The organism is Falsiroseomonas oryzae, assembly GCF_027856955.1.
In the GTDB taxonomy this organism is placed as follows: Bacteria; Pseudomonadota; Alphaproteobacteria; order Acetobacterales; family Acetobacteraceae; genus Falsiroseomonas; species Falsiroseomonas oryzae.
Genome location: NZ_JAPSMD010000091.1, coordinates 1 through 15,617, shown reverse-complemented (window position 1 = coordinate 15,617; position 15,617 = coordinate 1). Strand labels below are relative to the sequence as shown.

The 15,617-nt window shown below is 72.8% G+C and carries 14 protein-coding genes and 1 tRNA gene; 11 read left to right on the top strand and 4 right to left on the bottom strand.

Features of this window, described 5'->3' with window-relative positions; all coding sequences use genetic code 11:
• Together OZN99_RS11680 and OZN99_RS11675 are read right to left on the bottom strand one after the other, a co-directional pair.
• Positions 1-532, bottom strand: a 532-nt coding sequence (locus tag OZN99_RS11680) for a septal ring lytic transglycosylase RlpA family protein (protein ID WP_270935392.1), incomplete at its 3' end; no start/stop codon positions are given.
• Positions 529-1,494 (bottom strand): lytic murein transglycosylase, encoded by a 966-nt coding sequence (locus OZN99_RS11675; protein WP_270935391.1) that lies wholly within the window; start codon positions 1,492-1,494, stop codon positions 529-531. The genes OZN99_RS11680 and OZN99_RS11675, both read right to left, overlap by 4 nt.
• 102 nt (positions 1,495-1,596) lie before the next feature.
• Between OZN99_RS11675 and OZN99_RS11670 the strand changes: the two genes are divergently transcribed.
• The 4 genes from OZN99_RS11670 to OZN99_RS11655 all read left to right on the top strand — a co-directional run bounded on the left by OZN99_RS11670 (position 1,597) and on the right by OZN99_RS11655 (position 3,235).
• Positions 1,597-1,686 (top strand) — tRNA-Ser (locus OZN99_RS11670).
• A 154-nt stretch (positions 1,687-1,840) separates the two neighbouring features.
• Positions 1,841-1,987, top strand: a complete 147-nt coding sequence (locus tag OZN99_RS11665; RefSeq protein ID WP_270935390.1) for a hypothetical protein — start codon at positions 1,841-1,843, stop codon at positions 1,985-1,987.
• 106 nt (positions 1,988-2,093) lie between these two features.
• A complete protein-coding gene (locus OZN99_RS11660) occupies positions 2,094-2,519 on the top strand; it encodes a globin family protein (protein ID WP_270935389.1) in 426 nt (141 codons plus the stop codon).
• A 56-nt stretch (positions 2,520-2,575) separates the two neighbouring features.
• Entirely contained in the window at positions 2,576-3,235 is a 660-nt protein-coding gene (locus OZN99_RS11655; protein ID WP_270935388.1) for a DsbA family oxidoreductase, read from the top strand.
• Positions 3,236-3,242: 7 nt separating this feature from the next.
• Here the strand turns inward: OZN99_RS11655 and mfd are convergent, their stop codons facing one another.
• The gene (gene mfd / locus OZN99_RS11650) at positions 3,243-6,854 is read right to left on the bottom strand and encodes a transcription-repair coupling factor (RefSeq protein ID WP_270935387.1); all 3,612 of its coding nucleotides are present in this window, start codon (positions 6,852-6,854) and stop codon (positions 3,243-3,245) included.
• Positions 6,854-7,162, bottom strand: a complete 309-nt coding sequence (locus OZN99_RS11645; RefSeq protein ID WP_270935386.1) for a succinate dehydrogenase assembly factor 2 — start codon at positions 7,160-7,162, stop codon at positions 6,854-6,856. The genes mfd and OZN99_RS11645 overlap by 1 nt, the downstream gene beginning before the upstream one ends.
• Before the next feature lie 66 nt (positions 7,163-7,228).
• Here OZN99_RS11645 and recG point away from each other — a divergent pair, with 66 nt between their 5' ends.
• From recG to OZN99_RS11610, 7 genes are all read left to right on the top strand, one after another.
• Positions 7,229-9,343 (top strand): ATP-dependent DNA helicase RecG, encoded by a 2,115-nt coding sequence (recG, locus tag OZN99_RS11640; RefSeq protein WP_408611827.1) that lies wholly within the window; start codon positions 7,229-7,231, stop codon positions 9,341-9,343.
• Positions 9,344-9,520: 177 nt separating this feature from the next.
• Positions 9,521-10,282: an ABC transporter ATP-binding protein gene (locus OZN99_RS11635; protein WP_270935384.1), complete on the top strand. Its 762-nt coding sequence runs from the start codon at positions 9,521-9,523 to the stop codon at positions 10,280-10,282.
• Entirely contained in the window at positions 10,282-11,013 is a 732-nt protein-coding gene (locus tag OZN99_RS11630; RefSeq protein ID WP_270935382.1) for an ABC transporter permease, read from the top strand. Before OZN99_RS11635 ends, OZN99_RS11630 begins: the two co-directional genes overlap by 1 nt.
• Positions 11,014-11,017: 4 nt before the next feature.
• A complete protein-coding gene (locus tag OZN99_RS11625) occupies positions 11,018-12,961 on the top strand; it encodes a GldG family protein (protein ID WP_270935381.1) in 1,944 nt (647 codons plus the stop codon).
• A gap of 10 nt (positions 12,962-12,971) precedes the next feature.
• On the top strand, positions 12,972-13,979 hold the full coding sequence (locus OZN99_RS11620; protein ID WP_270935380.1) for a DUF4340 domain-containing protein: 1,008 nt from the start codon (positions 12,972-12,974) through the stop codon (positions 13,977-13,979).
• A gap of 104 nt (positions 13,980-14,083) precedes the next feature.
• The gene (locus OZN99_RS11615; protein ID WP_270935379.1) at positions 14,084-14,527 is read left to right on the top strand and encodes an NUDIX hydrolase; all 444 of its coding nucleotides are present in this window, start codon (positions 14,084-14,086) and stop codon (positions 14,525-14,527) included.
• 55 nt (positions 14,528-14,582) lie between these two features.
• The coding region (locus tag OZN99_RS11610; RefSeq protein ID WP_270935378.1) for a PDC sensor domain-containing protein at positions 14,583-15,617 on the top strand (1,035 nt) is incomplete at its 3' end.

Genomic DNA, 15,617 nt, shown 5'->3' with positions numbered 1-15,617 from the left:
GCGCCAGATCCTCGCGCTGCACGGCGCCGAGCGGGGCGGCCGCCACCTGCAGCGGCGGCGCCTCGGCGCTCGGCAATCCGGCGGCCAGCGCGCGGCTCGGGCCGGTGACGACGGCGATGCGCAGCTGCGCGGTACCTCCGGCGGGGATGCCCAGCAGCTCCGCCGCGCGGCGCGAGAGCTCCAGCACCCGGCCGGGATTCGCCGGCCCGCGGTCGTTCACCCGCACCTCCAGCTCCAGCCCGTTCTCCAGGTTGGTCACGCGCAGGATGGCCGGCATCTGCAGCGTGCGGTGCGCGGCGGTCAGCAGCGCCGGGTCATGCACCTCCCCGTTGGCGGTGCGGCGGCCACGGCGCGTGTCGGCCGCCACCGCGGCCAAGCCGGTCTGCAGCAACCCGAAATCCTCGCGCGGGTAGGACCAGACGCCGCCCATCTGGTAGGGCTCGCCGACCAGGTAGCGTGGCTGCGGCGCCGGCCCCTGTGGCGCGCAGCCGGCCAGCCCGGCCAGCAGCAGCAGGGCCGCGCGGCGGGTCACGCCACGCGGTCGGACAGCAGGCCGACGACGAGGGCGTAGAAGTTCGAGGGGTTGTAGCGACGGATCACGTTGAAGTTGGGATAGACCGCGAAGGCCTGCCCCCCAGCCCCGCCCGGCAGCAGGATGGCGGTGTCCAGGTCCAGCGCGGGCAGCGCGCTGCCATCGGGTCGCCGCACGCCCATCCGAACCCAGTCGCGCAGCGGCCGCGTGTTCTCCCGCCGCGCATCCTCGGGGTTGAAGCCGGGCGGCAGCACGACCTCGCGGCCCCACAGCTCCTCCTCCCGCCAGCCGGAGCGGGCGAGGTAGTTGGCGATGGAACCCAGCGCGTCCGGCTTGCTGTCCCAGATGTTCCGCCGACCGTCGCCGTCCATGTCCACGGCCAGCCGGTCGAAGTTGGAGGGCATGAATTGCGGGTGCCCCATCGCCCCCGCCCAGGAGCCGACCATGCGGTCCGGCGCGACATGCCCGCCATCCAGGATCTTCAGAGCCGCCAGAAGCTCATTCCGGAAATAGGCGCTGCGGCGCCCGTCCCAGGCCAGGGTGGCCAGGCTCTGCACCACGTTGAAGTTGCCGGTGAAGCCGCCGTAGTTGGTCTCCAGCCCCCAGATCGCGACGACCACGCGCGGCGAGACGCGGAAGCGGCCCTGCACCGCCTCCAGCGTCGCGCGGTTCTCCGCGAAGGCGCGGCGCCCCCCGTCGATCCGCGACTGGGAGAGGCGGGCGTCGCGGTACTGCTCCCAGGTCTGGGTGAATTCGGGCTGGCGGCGGTCGAGTTCCAGCACGCGGTCGTTCGGCCGGATGCCCGAGAGCGCCCGCTGCAGGGTCGCGGCCGACACGCCTTGGCGCCGCGCCTCGGTGCGCACGCCGTCGAGGAAGGCCTCGAAGCTCTGGGTGGCGGCCATGGCCGGGGCGGCAGGCAGGGCCATGGTGGCCGCGAGGATCAGGCGCCGGTTGAACAGCATGGCCGCTGGATGCCACAGCCGCGCGCGCCGGCGCAACGCGGCGCTTCGCCGCGCCGTCCCCGGTTCCGTGGGCGTCCGCCCTGCGGTAGAGCGGAAGGCGCGGGATGGGTGGCCGAGTGGTTTAAGGCAGCGGTCTTGAAAACCGCCGTGGGTGCAAGCCCACCGTGGGTTCGAATCCCACCCCATCCGCCACTCCGCGCCGATTGCGCGAGGCACCGCGGATTGTCCCGCGAGGCGGGGCTGCGCGCCGGCGAAACCGGTCTCCCGCCTCCCGACTGGGTTGAGAACCAAGATGTGATACCACCAGAGGTGGTATTCCTTGGAGGTATACTCTAATGGACGCGGCATGCGGAAACGCACTCTGCGCACCATGCTCTGGATCAGCCTCGCCACGATCCTCGTGACCGCCGCCGCGGGCTTCGCCCTGACGCACCGGACGGAGCGTGACGACCCGCCCATGCCCCGCCCCTACGATCCACTTCAGAACTGGTGAGCGGCACGCGGCGCCCGCAATATCAGAAACACCAGGGCCGCGGTCACGACATCCATCGGAAACCCTGCGGATGGCAGGTTCGGCCGGACAGCAGGAGCCCCGGACCATGACCCCGGACCAGACCACCCTCGTCCAGGACAGCTTCCGTCTGATCCCGCCGATCGCCGAGCCGGCGGCGGCGATCTTCTACGAGAAGCTCTTCGCCCTGGACCCCGGCCTCCGCCCGCTCTTCGCGGGTGCGGATATGCATGCGCAGGGACGCAAGCTGATGGCGGCGATCGGCTTCGTGGTGGCAAATCTCCGCACCCCCGAGTCGCTGCTGCCAGCCGTGGCCGAACTGGGTCGCCGCCATGCGGCCTATGGCGTGCGGGCCGCGCATTACGCCACCGTCGGCACGGCGCTGCTGGCCACGCTGGAGGAAGGGCTCGGCCCGCACTTCACACCGGCCGTGCGGAACGCTTGGGCCGCCGCCTACGGCCTGCTGGCGGAGGTCATGCAGCACGCCGCCGAGGCACCGGCCCGCGCTGCCTGACGCGGCTGCGCGAGGGAACGTTCACGCCGGACCGCCCGGCCTGCTATCCTGTCCGTGTGAACGTCCTCGCCCCGCCGCGGGCCCGGCTGCAGATCGAGGTGGTCTACGACCTGGTCTGCCCCTGGTGCTATCTCGGCACGCACCGACTGCGCCGCACCCTCCGTGCCCGGCCCGACCTGGCCGCCGACATCGTCTGGCGGCCCTTCCTGCTGAACCCGGACATCGCGCCGGGCGGCGTGCCGCGCCAGGACTACCTGCTGCGGAAGTTCGGCGGCGAGGACCGCGCCCGCCGCCTGCACGCCACCATCGCCGAACTCGGCCGCGCCGAGGGGCTGCGCTTCGCCTTCGACAAGATCCGCCGCATCCCGCCCTCGCTCGACGCCCACCGGCTGGTGCGGCTGGCGGACCGCCAGGGCTTGGCGGATGCCGCCGTGCCCGCGCTGTTCGAGGCCTATTTCCGCGACGGCATGGATATCGGCGACCAGGCGACGCTGGCCGCCATCGCCGGCTCGCTCGGCCTGGATGCGGCCGCGACGCGGCGCGCCCTGGCCGGCACGCAGGAAGCCGAGGCGGTGCACGCCGACAACCTCCGCGCCCACCGGCTCGGCATCAACGGCGTCCCCTGCTTCGTGGTCCAGGGCCGCCACGCCATCGCCGGCGCGCAGGAGCCCGAGGTGCTGGAACGCCTGCTGGACGTGGCGCTGGTGGAGGGCTGAGCGCCCGCTACCGCTTCCACCGCCCCGGGAACGGGATCGGCTTCGTCGCGGCACCCTTCGGCGCCGGGGGCACGACCGGCCGGAACACGCTCTTCTTCGCCGCCGAAACCGCGGGCCTGGGCGGCGGCGCGGCGGGCTTCGCGGGTTTCGGCGTTCCACCTCCGCGCGCCTCCGGCGCCTCCGGCACCCGCCCCTGCGCCACCTCCGCCAGCGCCGCCAGCAGCTTGCGCGCTTCCCGGATGCGCGCCTCGTACGGCATCTCCTGCGCCAGGGCGAGCTTGTGGTCCGGCCGCAGCTTCACCGCACCGCCTTGCCCCGCCACCCACTGCACCAGCGACGCCGGGTCGGCAAAGCGGTTGCCGCGGAAGCCGAGCACGATGCCCTTCGGCCCCACATCCAGCTTCTCCACGCCTGCCCGCCGGCACAGCTGCTTGAGGAACACCACCTGCAGCAGCGTCTCGGCCTCGGGCGGCAGCGGGCCGAACCGGTCGGCGAGCTCGGCCGCCATCGCCTCGATCTCCGCCTCGCCCTGCAGGCCGCCGATGCGGCGATAAAGGCCGAGGCGCACAGGAAGGTCGCGCACATAGGCCTCCGGCAGCATCACCGGCAGGCCGAGATTGATCTGCGGCGTCCATTCGCGGTCCTCGACCGCGCCGGCCTCGCCGCCATGCTTCAGCTCGTTGACCGCCTCCTCCAGCATCTGCTGGTAGAGCTCGATGCCGACCTCGCGGATGTGGCCGCTCTGCTCGTCGCCCAGCAGGTTGCCGGCGCCCCGGATGTCCAGGTCGTGCGAGGCCAGCGTGAAGCCAGCGCCGAGGTTGTCCAGCGTCTGCATCACCTCGAGCCGCTTCTCCGCCGCGGCGGAGAGCCGGTGCGTCTGCGGCCAGGTCAGGTAGGCATAGCCGCGCTGCTTGCCGCGCCCGACCCGCCCGCGCAGCTGGTACAGCTGCGCCAGGCCGAACATGTCGGCGCGGTGGATCACCAGCGTATTCACCGCCGCCATGTCGAGCCCGCTCTCCACGATGTTGGTGGACAGCAGGATGTCGTGCTTCTGGTCGCCGAACTCCGTCATCACCCGTTCGAGCTCGGTCGGCGAAAGGCGGCCATGCGCTTCGGCCACGCGCGCTTCCGGCACGATCTCCGCCAGGCGCTCGCGTACCTTCGGCAGGTCCTCCAGGCGCGGGACGACGCAGAACACCTGGCCGCCGCGGAACCGCTCGCGCTGGATCGCCTCCCGCAGCACCACGCCGTCCCAGGGCATGATGAAGGTGCGCACGGCCAGCCGGTCCACCGGCGGCGTCGCGATCACGCTCATCTCCCGCACGCCGGTCAGCGCCAGCTGCAGCGTGCGCGGGATGGGCGTCGCCGTTAGCGTCAGCACATGCACGTCGGACTTGAGCGACTTCAGGCGTTCCTTGTGGGCGACGCCGAAATGCTGCTCCTCGTCCACGATCACCAGGCCGAGGTCGGCGAACTCGATGCCCTTGGCCAGCAGCGCATGAGTGCCGACGACGATGTTGATGGAGCCGTCCTTCAGGCCCTCCTTCACCGCCGCCGCTTCCTTCGGCGTGACCATGCGCGACAGCTGCGCGATCGTCACCGGCAGGCCCTCGAAGCGGCGGGTGAAGGTGCGGGTGTGCTGGCGCGACAGCAGCGTGGTCGGCACGACGACCGCGACCTGCGATCCGCTCATCGCCACGCAGAACGCGGCGCGCAGCGCCACCTCGGTCTTGCCGAAGCCGACATCGCCGCAGATCAGACGGTCCATCGGCTTGCCGGCCGAGAGGTCCTCCAGCACGTCGGCGATGGCGCGCTGCTGGTCGTCGGTTTCGGCGAAGGGGAAGCGGGCGCAGAACTCGTCCCAGGCGCCCTCGGGCGGGATCGCGGCGATGGCCTGCCGCGTCGCGCGCTCCGCGGCGACCTTGATCAGCGCCGCCGCCATGTCGGCGATGCGCTGCTTCGCCTTGGCCTTGCGCGCCTGCCAGGACCCGCCGCCGAGCTTGTCGAGCGCGACGCCTGCCGTCTCGCTGCCGAAGCGCGAGAGGATCTCGATGTTCTCGACGGGCAGGAACAGCTTGTCGCCGCCGTCATAGACCAGCCGCAGGCATTCATGCGGCGCGCCGGAGACCTCGATCGTCTCCAGCCCGTCATAGCGGCCGATGCCGTGGTCCTGGTGCACCACCAGGTCGCCCTCCGCGATCTCCGTCGCGTCGGCGATGAACTGGTCGGCCCGGCGCCGGCGGCGCGGCGGGCGGGCGATGCGTTCGCCGAGCAGGTCCTGCTCGCCGGTGACAACCAGATCGGGAGAGATGAAGCCGCGCTCCACGCCGAGGACGGCGAGGCCCACCGCGCCCTTGGCCAGCTTCTGCAGCTGGAGCAGGTCCTCGACGGGCTCGCAGGCCACGCCGTTCTCGCGCAGCAGGTTGCCGAGCCGCTCGCGGCTGCCGCGCGTCCAGGCCGCGAGCACGGGCCGATGCCCGCGCGCGGCCAGCGCCTTCGCATGCTCGCCATAGGCGGCGAAGACGTTCCTCCCCTCCGCCCGCACGTCGCTGAACAGCCGCCCGGGACGGCCGCCCGCATCCACCACGCCCGGCAGGTCGGACGCCGGCGCGAAGGGCACGAAGCGCATCACCGTCGGCTCGGCCAGCATCGCCTCCCAGGCGTCGAGGTCGAGGTAGAGCCGGTCCGGCGGCGCCGGCCGGTAGGGCACCTCCCCTTCCCGCGTGCCGCCGCGCCGCGCTTCGTAGTGGTCGGCGATCATCTCCATCCGCACCGCCAGCGCGTCCTCCGCCTGGTGGTCGAAGCTGACCGTGGCGTGGTCGCCCAGATGATCCAGCAGCGTCTCCATGCTGTCGTGGAACAGCCCGGCCCAGTGCTCCATCCCCGGATGCTTCCGGCCGGCGCTGACCGAGACGTAGAGCGGGTCCTCCGCCGCCGCCGCGCCGAACAGCTCGCGATAGGCGGTGCGGAAGCGGGAGATCGACGCCGCATCCAGAAACATCTCCCCCACCGGGCGCAGCGTCAGCCCGTCCAGCCTGTCGCCGCTGCGCTGCGTGGCGGTGTCGAAGCGGCGGATGTCCTCGATCTCATCGCCGAACAGGTCGAGGCGGACGGGGTCGGACTCCCCAGCGGGGAACAGGTCCACGATGCCGCCGCGCACGGCGTATTCGCCATGCTCCATCACCGTCCCGGTGCGGTGGTAGCCGTTGGCCTCCAGGAACTCCGCCAGCTTCACCGGATCCTGCCGGCCGCCGCGCCTGAGGGGCAGCGTCGCGCCGGAGAAGGCCGCGCGCGGCGGCACCTTCTGCACCAGCGCGTTCACCGTGGTCAGCAGGATGCGCGGCGTCGGCGTGCGCTCCGCCAGGCGCGTCAGCGTGGCCACGCGCTCCGCCACGATCTCCGGGTTCGGCGAGGCGCGGTCATAGGGCAGGCAGTCCCAGGCCGGGAAGCGCAGCACCTCGAAGTTCGGTGCGAAGAAGGAAAGCGCCTCCTCCAGGCGCGCCATGCGCGCGTCGTCGCGGCAGACATGCAGGATGGGGTTGCGCGTCTCCGCCCGGCGCCGCGCGATCAGCAGCGCGTCGAAGCCCTCGGGCGCGCCATGAACCAGGATGGTGTCCATCAGGCTTTCAGGTCCGGCGGCACGCCCGCGCCCGTCCCGCCGCATTCCAGCGCCATGCGTTCCAGCATCGGCGTGGTGACATGCGCCGGAATGGACCGCCTGCCGGACAGCCAGTCCGCCAGGTCCACATCGGGCAGCTCCAGCACCGCCTCGAGCTCGTCCAGCTCGCGCTCCGTGAAGGCGGCGATGTTGCGCTTCACGAAGCCGCCGATCATCAGGTCGGCTTCCTTCGTGCCGCGGTGCCAGGCCCGGAACATCAGGCGGCGACGGCGGGGAGAGAGGGACTCGGTTTCGGTCTCGTCGGGCATGTCGGCTTTGCGGCTCGGCCCTGCCATATAGGGGTGCATGGGAATCCTGTCAGCCCGACCCGCGACATGGCTGCCTTGACCGACTCTCCGGTGCAGGACGCGCCCGGGCTGGCCGGGTTGCTCGCGCCGCTCGAGGAGCTGCACGGCGTCGGCCCGACGCTCGCGAAGCTGCTGGAGGAGGCGACTGGCGGCGACCGCGTGCTCGACCTGCTGCTGCACCTGCCGGAGCGCGTCATCATCCGCAAGCGCGTGGCCAGTCCGGAGGAAGCGCCGCTCGACCAGGACTGCATCCTGGAGGTGGAGGTGAGGGCGTTGCGCGCCGCGCGCTCCCGCTCCACCGGCCGCCCCTATGTGGAGGTGAAGGCGACCTCCGGCGGCTGGCCGCTGACCATCCGCTACATGAATGGCCGCCTGCCCTGGATCCAGAAGCTGCTGCCCCCCGGCTCCTTCCGCTTCCTCGCCGGCCGCGTGCTGGCCGAGGGCAGCCGCGGCTGGGCGATGCTGAACCCGCTCTCGGCCGAGCGGCCGGAGGCGCTGCCGGTGGTGGAGCCGGTCTGGCCGCTGGTCCGCGACCTGACACCGAAGCGCCTGCGCCAGGCCATGGACGCCGCCCTGGAGCGCCTGAAGCCGCTGCCCGAATGGGCCGACCTGCCCCTTGTGCGCAAGGAAGGCTGGCCCGCCTTCGACGTCGCCATCCGCACGCTGCAACGGCCTGAGGGCCCCTTGTCCCAGGCCCCGCGCCGTCGCCTGGCCTATGATGAGCTGCTGGCCAGCCAGGTGGCCGTCGCCCTGGTGCGGCGCCGCCAGCGCAACCGCCCCGGCCGCGCCCTGCCCGGCACCGGCGCCCTGCAGGACAAGGCCCTGGCCGCCTTCGGCCTCCCGCTCACCCCCGGGCAGGCCCAGGCCCTGGCGGAGATCGGCGCCGACATGGCCTCGCCCCGGCGCATGCTGCGCCTGCTGCAGGGCGATGTCGGCGCCGGCAAGACGCTGGTCGCCGTGCTGGCCATGCTGCGCGCCGTCGAATCCGGCGCCCAGGGCGCGCTGATGGCGCCCACGGAGCTTCTCGCGCGCCAGCACCTGCGCACCCTGGTCCGGCTCTGCCACCCCGCCGGCGTCGAGGTCCGCCTGCTCACCGGCAACATCAAGGGGTCGGAGCGGAAGGAGGTGCTGCGCGGCCTCGCCTCCGGCCGCATCGGCATCGTCGTCGGCACCCATGCGCTGTTCCAGGACGCCGTCGCCTTCCACGACCTCGGCCTGGCGGTGGTGGACGAGCAGCACCGCTTCGGCGTCGCGCAGCGGCTGATGCTGGCCAACAAGGGCAAGGACGCGGACATGCTGGTGATGACCGCGACCCCCATCCCGCGCACCCTGCTGCTGACCCAATGGGGCGAGATGGCCGTCAGCCGGCTCGAAGGCAAACCCGCCGGCCGCCAGCCCATCGCCACCCGCGTGGTCAGCCAGGAACGCCTGCCCGAGGTGATCGACCGCCTGGGCGAGGCGCTGGCCCGCGGCGAGCGCGCCTATTGGGTGGTGCGCGCCATCTCCGGCGGCGAGAGCGACGACAGCGTCGCCGCCGAGGACCGCTTCGCCGAGCTCTCCCAGCGCTTCCCCGGCCAGGTCGGCATGGCGCACGGCCTGCAGGAGATGCCGGTGCGCGAGCAGGCGCTCGCCGATTTCGCCGCCGGCCGCACGAAGCTGCTGGTCGCCACCACCGTGGTCGAGGTCGGCGTGGACGTGCCGGAAGCCACCATCATGCTGATCGAGCAGGCCGAGCGCTTCGGCCTGGCCGCCCTGCACCAGTTGCGTGGCCGCGTGGGCCGCGGGTCGAAGCCCTCCTCCTGCCTGCTGATCCATTCCGAGGGCCTGTCCGAGGGCGAGAAGCGCCGCCTGCTGGTGCTGCGCGACACCGAGGACGGCTTCCTGATCGCCGAGGAGGACCTCCGCACCCGCGGCGGCGGCGACGTGCTGCGGGAGAGGCAATCCGGCATGCAGGCCGGCCGGCTGCTGGACCCGCGCGAGGAGCCGGAGGAGTTCGACCGCCTGACCCACACCGCGCACCGCGACGCGCAGAACCTGCTGGAACGCGACCCCGCGCTGTCCACCCCGCGCGGCCAGGCGGCGCTGGCCCTGCTCGCGCTGTTCGGCCACGACCCGACGCTGGCGCGTCTGGATGCGGGGTGATCCTCCCTCCCCCGCATGCGGGGGAGGGTCGGGGTGGGGGCGCGAGGACCAGCGCCCACCCATCCCCCAACGCCCACCCAACCCGCCCGACCCGGCACCGCACCGTAACCCCGGGGTCTTGCGCCCTGCCCCCCGCCTCCTTAATCGCCACCCCCGGGGAAGCCTTGGGGACCTGCCTTGTCCGCCTTGATCGAGATCGAGCGCCTGACCAAGCGCTTCGGCGCCTTCACGGCCGTGGACGATGTCTCCTTCACCGTGTCGCGCGGGGAAGTGCTCGGCTTCCTCGGGCCGAACGGCGCCGGCAAGTCCACCACCATGCGCATGCTGGCCGGCTTCATGACGCCCACCGCCGGCACCGCCCGCATCTGCGGCGACGACGTCGTGGAACGCCCCGTCGCCGCCAAGCGCCATCTCGGCTTCCTGCCCGAAGGCGCGCCGACCTATCCCGAGATGACCGTCACCGGCTTCCTCGGCTTCTGCGGCCGCGCCCGCGGCTTCCGCGGCAGCGCGCTGGATGACCGGGTGGCCAACGCCATGCACCTGACCCAGCTGGAAAGCGTCCGGCTCCAGCCGGTCGAGACGCTGTCCAAGGGCTTCAAGCGCCGCGTCGGCCTGGCCGCGGCACTGCTGCACGACCCGCCGGTGCTGGTGCTGGACGAGCCGACGGATGGCCTCGACCCCAACCAGAAGCACGAGGTGCGCAACCTCATACGCGCGATGGCGCCGGAGAAGGCGATCGTCATCTCCACGCACATCCTGGAGGAGGTCGCGGCCGTCTGCACCCGCGCGGTGATCATCGCCCGCGGTCGCGTGGTGGCGGACGAGACGCCCGCCGCGCTCGCCGCCCGCGGCCCCAGCATGGACGCGGTGTTCCGCAGCCTGACGCTCGGCGACGCGGCGCCCGAGCCCGAACGCGAGACCGCACGGGAGGTCGCGTGATGGGCGGCGTGCTCACTGTCTTCCGGCGCGAGCTGGCGGGCTACTTCGCGACGCCCGTCGCGTACGTCTTCATCGTCATCTTCCTGGTCCTGGCCGGCGCGCTGACCTTCACGCTGGGCAACTTCTTCGCCCGCGGCCAGGCCGACCTGCAGCCCTTCTTCTCCTTCGTGCCCTGGCTGTTCCTGTTCCTGGTGCCGGCGCTGACCATGCGCCTCTGGGCCGAGGAACGCCGGCTCGGCACGATCGAGCTGCTGCTGACGCTGCCCATCGCGCAGTGGCAGGCGGTGGTCGGCAAGTTCCTCGCCGCCTGGGCCTTCTGCGGCATCGCGCTCGCCCTGACCTTTCCGCTGGTCGTCACCGTCAACGCGCTGGGCGAGCCGGACAACGGCGTGATCGCCACCGGCTACATCGGCTGCCTGATGGTGGCCGGCGCCTTCCTGGCCGTGGGGGCCGCGATCTCCGCGATGACCAAGAACCAGGTCATCGCCTTCGTCCTCGCCGTCGCCGCCTGCTTCTTCCTCACCGCCGCCGGCAGCCCCGTGGTGACCGAGTTCCTCTCGAAGCGCATCCCCGAACTGGCCGAGGTCGCGCGCGCCATCAGCGTGACGGACCGCCTGGCCGGCTTCTCGCGCGGCGTGATCGCGGCGCGCGACGTGGTCTTCTTCGCCTCCTTCATCGGCTTCTTCCTCTTCGCCAACACCATCGCGGTGGACCAGAGGAAGGCGGACTGACCCCATGAGCGCCACCACCGCCCCCGTCGTCCGCGGCAAGCGCGGCCTCGCCGCCAGCGTCGCGCTGCTCCTCGCCGCCATCCTCGCCGTCGGCGTCAACATGCTGGCCGACCGCCTGCTGTCGCGCGCGCGCATCGACCTGACCGAGCACCGGCTCTACACGCTGTCGGACGGAACGCGGCAGGTGCTGCAGGGGCTGCAGGACCCGGTCACGCTCCGCCTGTTCTATTCGCGCCGCCTGGGTGCCGCGATCCCGCAATACGGCGCCTATGCCGACCGCGTGCGCGCCATGCTGGACGAATACGTCGCCGTCGGCGGCGGCAGGCTGCGGCTCGAGGTCCTGGACCCCGAGCCCTTCAGCGAGACCGAGGACCGCGCCCAGGCGCTCGGCCTGCAGGGCGTGCCGGTGGACCAGTCCGGCGAGCAGGTCTGGTTCGGCCTGGTCGGCGTGAACCTGCTGGACGACGAGCGCACCATCCCCTTCTTCCAGCCGGAGCGCGAGCGCTTCCTGGAATACGACCTCACCCGGATGATCTGGGAGCTGTCGAACCCGCGCCGCCCGGTGCTGGGCGTGATGTCCTCGCTGCCGCTCAACGGCGATCCGCGCGCGATGATGATGCGCCAGCCCGGCGTCGGGCAGCCCTATGTCATCATGAACCAGCTGCGCCAGTTCTACACCGTGCGCGACGTGCCGCTGGACGCGCAGGTGATCGAGCCCGACGTGCAGGTGCTGCTGGTCGCGCAGGCGCAGCACCTGCCCGACGCCACGCTTTACGCCATCGACCAGTTCGTCATGCGCGGCGGGCGGCTGATCGCGATGGTGGACCCGCACAGCGAGAGCCAGGCATCCCGCCCCTCCCCCGGCCAGCCGCCGGCGCGCGACACCTCCTCCAACCTGGCGCGGCTGTTCGATGCCTGGGGCATCGTCGCGCCGTCGGACAAGGTGGTGCTGGACCAGCGCGGCGCCTGGCGCGTGCGCGCCGATCCGCGCGACCGCGTGCAGGCGGTGGACTACCTGGCCTGGTTCAACGTGCCCCAGGCCGGGCTGAACCGCAGCGAGATCGCCACCGCCGAGCTCGCCCAGGTCACCCTCGCCTCCGCCGGCGAGGTCGCGCGACGGGAGGGCGCGGCGATCGAGTTCACGCCGCTCGTCACCAGCAGCGAGCGGTCGCAGCTGGTCGATGTCGCGCGCGTCCGGCAGGAGCCCAACCCGGCCCGCCTGCTGGCCGAGTTCCGCCCGGACAACCAGGCGCGCGTGATCGTGGCCCGCATCCGCGGCCAGCTGAACTCCGCCTTCGCCGAGCCGCCACCGGTGCCCGAGGGGGCCGAGCGCCCGGCCGACTTCCCGGCGCACCGCGCCCGCACCGAAGGCGCGGCCAACCTCATCGTCGCCAACGACACCGACATCCTGGAGGACCGCTTCTGGGTGCGCGTCCAGGATTTCTTCGGCCAGCAGGTCACAACGCCCTTCAGCGACAACGGCGCGCTGATGATCAACCTGGCCGACACGATGGCCGGCGGCGAGGCGCTGATCGGCCTGCGGTCTCGCGGTGAATCGCTGCGCCCCTTCGAGATGGTGGAGGACATCCGCCGCAGCGCGGAGGCGCAGTTCCGCCAGACCGAGCGCGGCCTGCAGGAACGGCTGGACGCCACCGAGCGCCGCCTGCGCGAGCTGCGCCAGGGCCCCACAGGACCGGGCGCGCAGGGCCAGGCCGCCAGCACGGTGATCACCCCCGAGCAGCGCGCCGAGATCGACCGCGCGCGGGAGGAGATCCGTCGCACCCGCGGCGAGCTGCGCCAGGTGCAACTGGAGCTGCGCCGCGACATCGAGGGGCTGGAGGCGCGGCTGCGCGTCCTGAACATCGTGCTGGTGCCCGCCCTGCTGACCGTCTTCGCCATCGGCCTCGGCATCGTGCGCGCGCGGCGCCGCGCCGCGGCGCGGGGCTGAGGAGGCGCGCATGAAACGCCGCACCATCCTCCTGCTCGGCACCGCGGCCGCCGTGACTGTCGGCGCCGCCATCGTGCTGACGCCCGACCGCACGGAGCCGCCGCTCTCCACCGCGACGCCGCTCGCCTTTCCCGGCCTCGCGCCGCGGCTGGCCAATGCCGCGCGCATCGAGGTGACGCGCCACGACGGCACGCTCACCGTCAATCGCGCCGGCCCCGACCTCTGGGTGCTGCCGGCCAAGGCCGACCACCCGGTGCGGCCGGAGCGCGTGCGCGAGCTGCTGGTTGGCCTGACCGAGCTGCGCCTGACGGAGCCGCGCACCGCCAACCCGGAGATGCTGGAACGCCTCGGCGTCGAGGATCCGCGCCGCGAGGGCGCCACCTCCTCCCTGCTGCGGGTGCTGGATGCCCAGGGCAACCCGATCGCGGAGCTGGTGGTCGGACGGCGCCGGATGCGCGTGCAGGGCAACGTGCCGGAAAGCGTCTATGTGCGCCGCCCCGGCGAGACCCAGGCCTGGCTGGCGGAAGGCCGGCTGCCGCTCGATTCCGATCCCAACCTCTGGATCGACCGCGACATCGCCAACATCCCGCGCGAGCGCGTGCGTGCCGCAGAGATCGCACGTGAGGGCGAGCCCCGCCTGGTGCTGCGCCGCGGGCCGGAGCCCGACGCGCCGCTTTCCGTCGTGGAGCCCACCGATACGCCGGAGCTCGACGAGATCAGCCTCGACGAGGTCGCCCGCGCCTTCGAGTTCCTCACCTTCCTCGACGTCGCGCGCGCCGATGCGATCCCTGGCGAGAAGCTGGGCGAGGCGCGCTTCGAGCTGACCGACAACCTCCGCATCGCCGTCGTCGCGCACAAGGACGGCGAGACGGTCTGGGCGCGCCTCACGGCGGAGGGCGACACGGAGGCCGAGCGGCTGAACGCCCGCTGGCGCGGCTGGGCCTACCAGGTCGGCCAGTGGAAGGAACGCGCCTTCGTCCCGCGCCTCTCGGACTTGGCGAAGCAGCAGCGGAACTGAGTGACGACTCCCTCCCCGCATGCGGGGGAGGGTCGGGGTGGGGGTACGAGAATGCGCGCATCCCGCATCGGCAGGCTCGGCTTCCGCCACGGTGGCCCGCCGCCATGAATCCCCGCGAACACCCCACCCGCCCCTGGGTCGGCATCGGCGTGCTGGCCTTCCGCGGCGAACAGGTGCTGCTGATCCGCCGCGGCCGTCCGCCGCGCCTCGGCGAATGGTCGCTGCCCGGCGGCGCGCAGCGCCTGGGCGAGCGCGCGGAGGACTGCGCCCGCCGCGAGCTGCGCGAGGAGACAGGCATCGAGGTCGGCGCGCTCGAACTGCTCGCCGTGGTGGACGCGATCACGCCCGGCGAGGCGGGCGCCGGGCCGCGCTTCCACTACACAATCATCGACTACCTCGCCCGCTGGGAGAGCGGCGAGCCGCGCCCGGGGGGCGATGTCACCGAGGTCGCGTGGTGCGATTCGGCCGATCCCGTCGCCTGGGGGTTGTGGCCCGAGGCGCTGCGGGTGATCGCCTTGGCTCGCCGCCGGCTTGGTTTCCCGCGCTGATCGCCACGCGGATATTTTAATATACAATCCTGGGTCGCTGGCGCATCCCGGCCTGGTGCGGACCGACACCCTCCCCGCGCCGGCCGGCGGCTTCGCCGCTCCGGCACCCGATCGGCATCGGCGCAACCGCGGCTTCGCCCTGCTCTGGATCGCGGCCGTCCTGGTTCCGCTGCTCGGCATCGCCGGCGCGGGGCTCACCTCCTGGCGGGCGGTCGAGCAGGAAGCCGCGCAGCGGCTGGAACGGACCGTGGAACTGCTGCGCCAGAACGCGCTGCGCGCCTTCGGCACGCAGGAGGCGATCCTGGCTGCGACCTTCCGCGCGCTGGCCGGCCGCGACCCGGACACGCTGCGCGGCGACCTCGGGCTGCATGCCTTGCTCGCCGACCTCGCCGCCTCCGGCGCGCCGGTGATCAGCGGGGTGCTCGTGACCGACGAGGACTGGCGGATCGTCAGCGCATCCTGGGAATTCCCGGCCCGGCCCGCCGACCTCTCCGACCGCGACTACGTCCGCCTGCTGGCCGAGGGCAGCGAGCGCCGGGCGGTCGGCGAGCCGACGGCGTCGCGCCCCATGGGCTGGGCGATCATCCCGGTCGCGCGGCGCGCACCGCCGCCGCCCGGCCGGATCGACGGCGCGGGCATGGTGGTCTCCTCCTTCAGCCCGGCGGCGCTGTCCGATTTCTACGCGACGATCGTGGAGACGCCGGCGGACGTCGTCGCGATGCTGCGCGAGGACGGGACGATCCTGGCGCGCTACCCGCCGCCGGCCGACCCTGCCCAGGCACTCCGCGCGGCCAGCGGAGAGCTGATCGGCGCGCTGGCCGATGGCGACGGCAGGCCGCGCTGGCTGGTCACGCCGCTCGACGGCGTGCGCCGGCTGTTCGTCGCCCGGCGGGTCGGCGACTGGCCGGTCGTCGTCTCCTATGGCCTGGATGGCGCGGCGCTGAGCGCCGCGTGGCGGCAGCGCATGCTCGCGCCGGCGGCTGGCGGCCTCGCCGCGATGGCACTGCTGCTGGCACTGACGGCCAGAGCGCAGCGCGGGGCGCGGCTGCAGAGCGAAGGTGCCGAGCGGCGCGCGGAAGCCGAGGCCCAG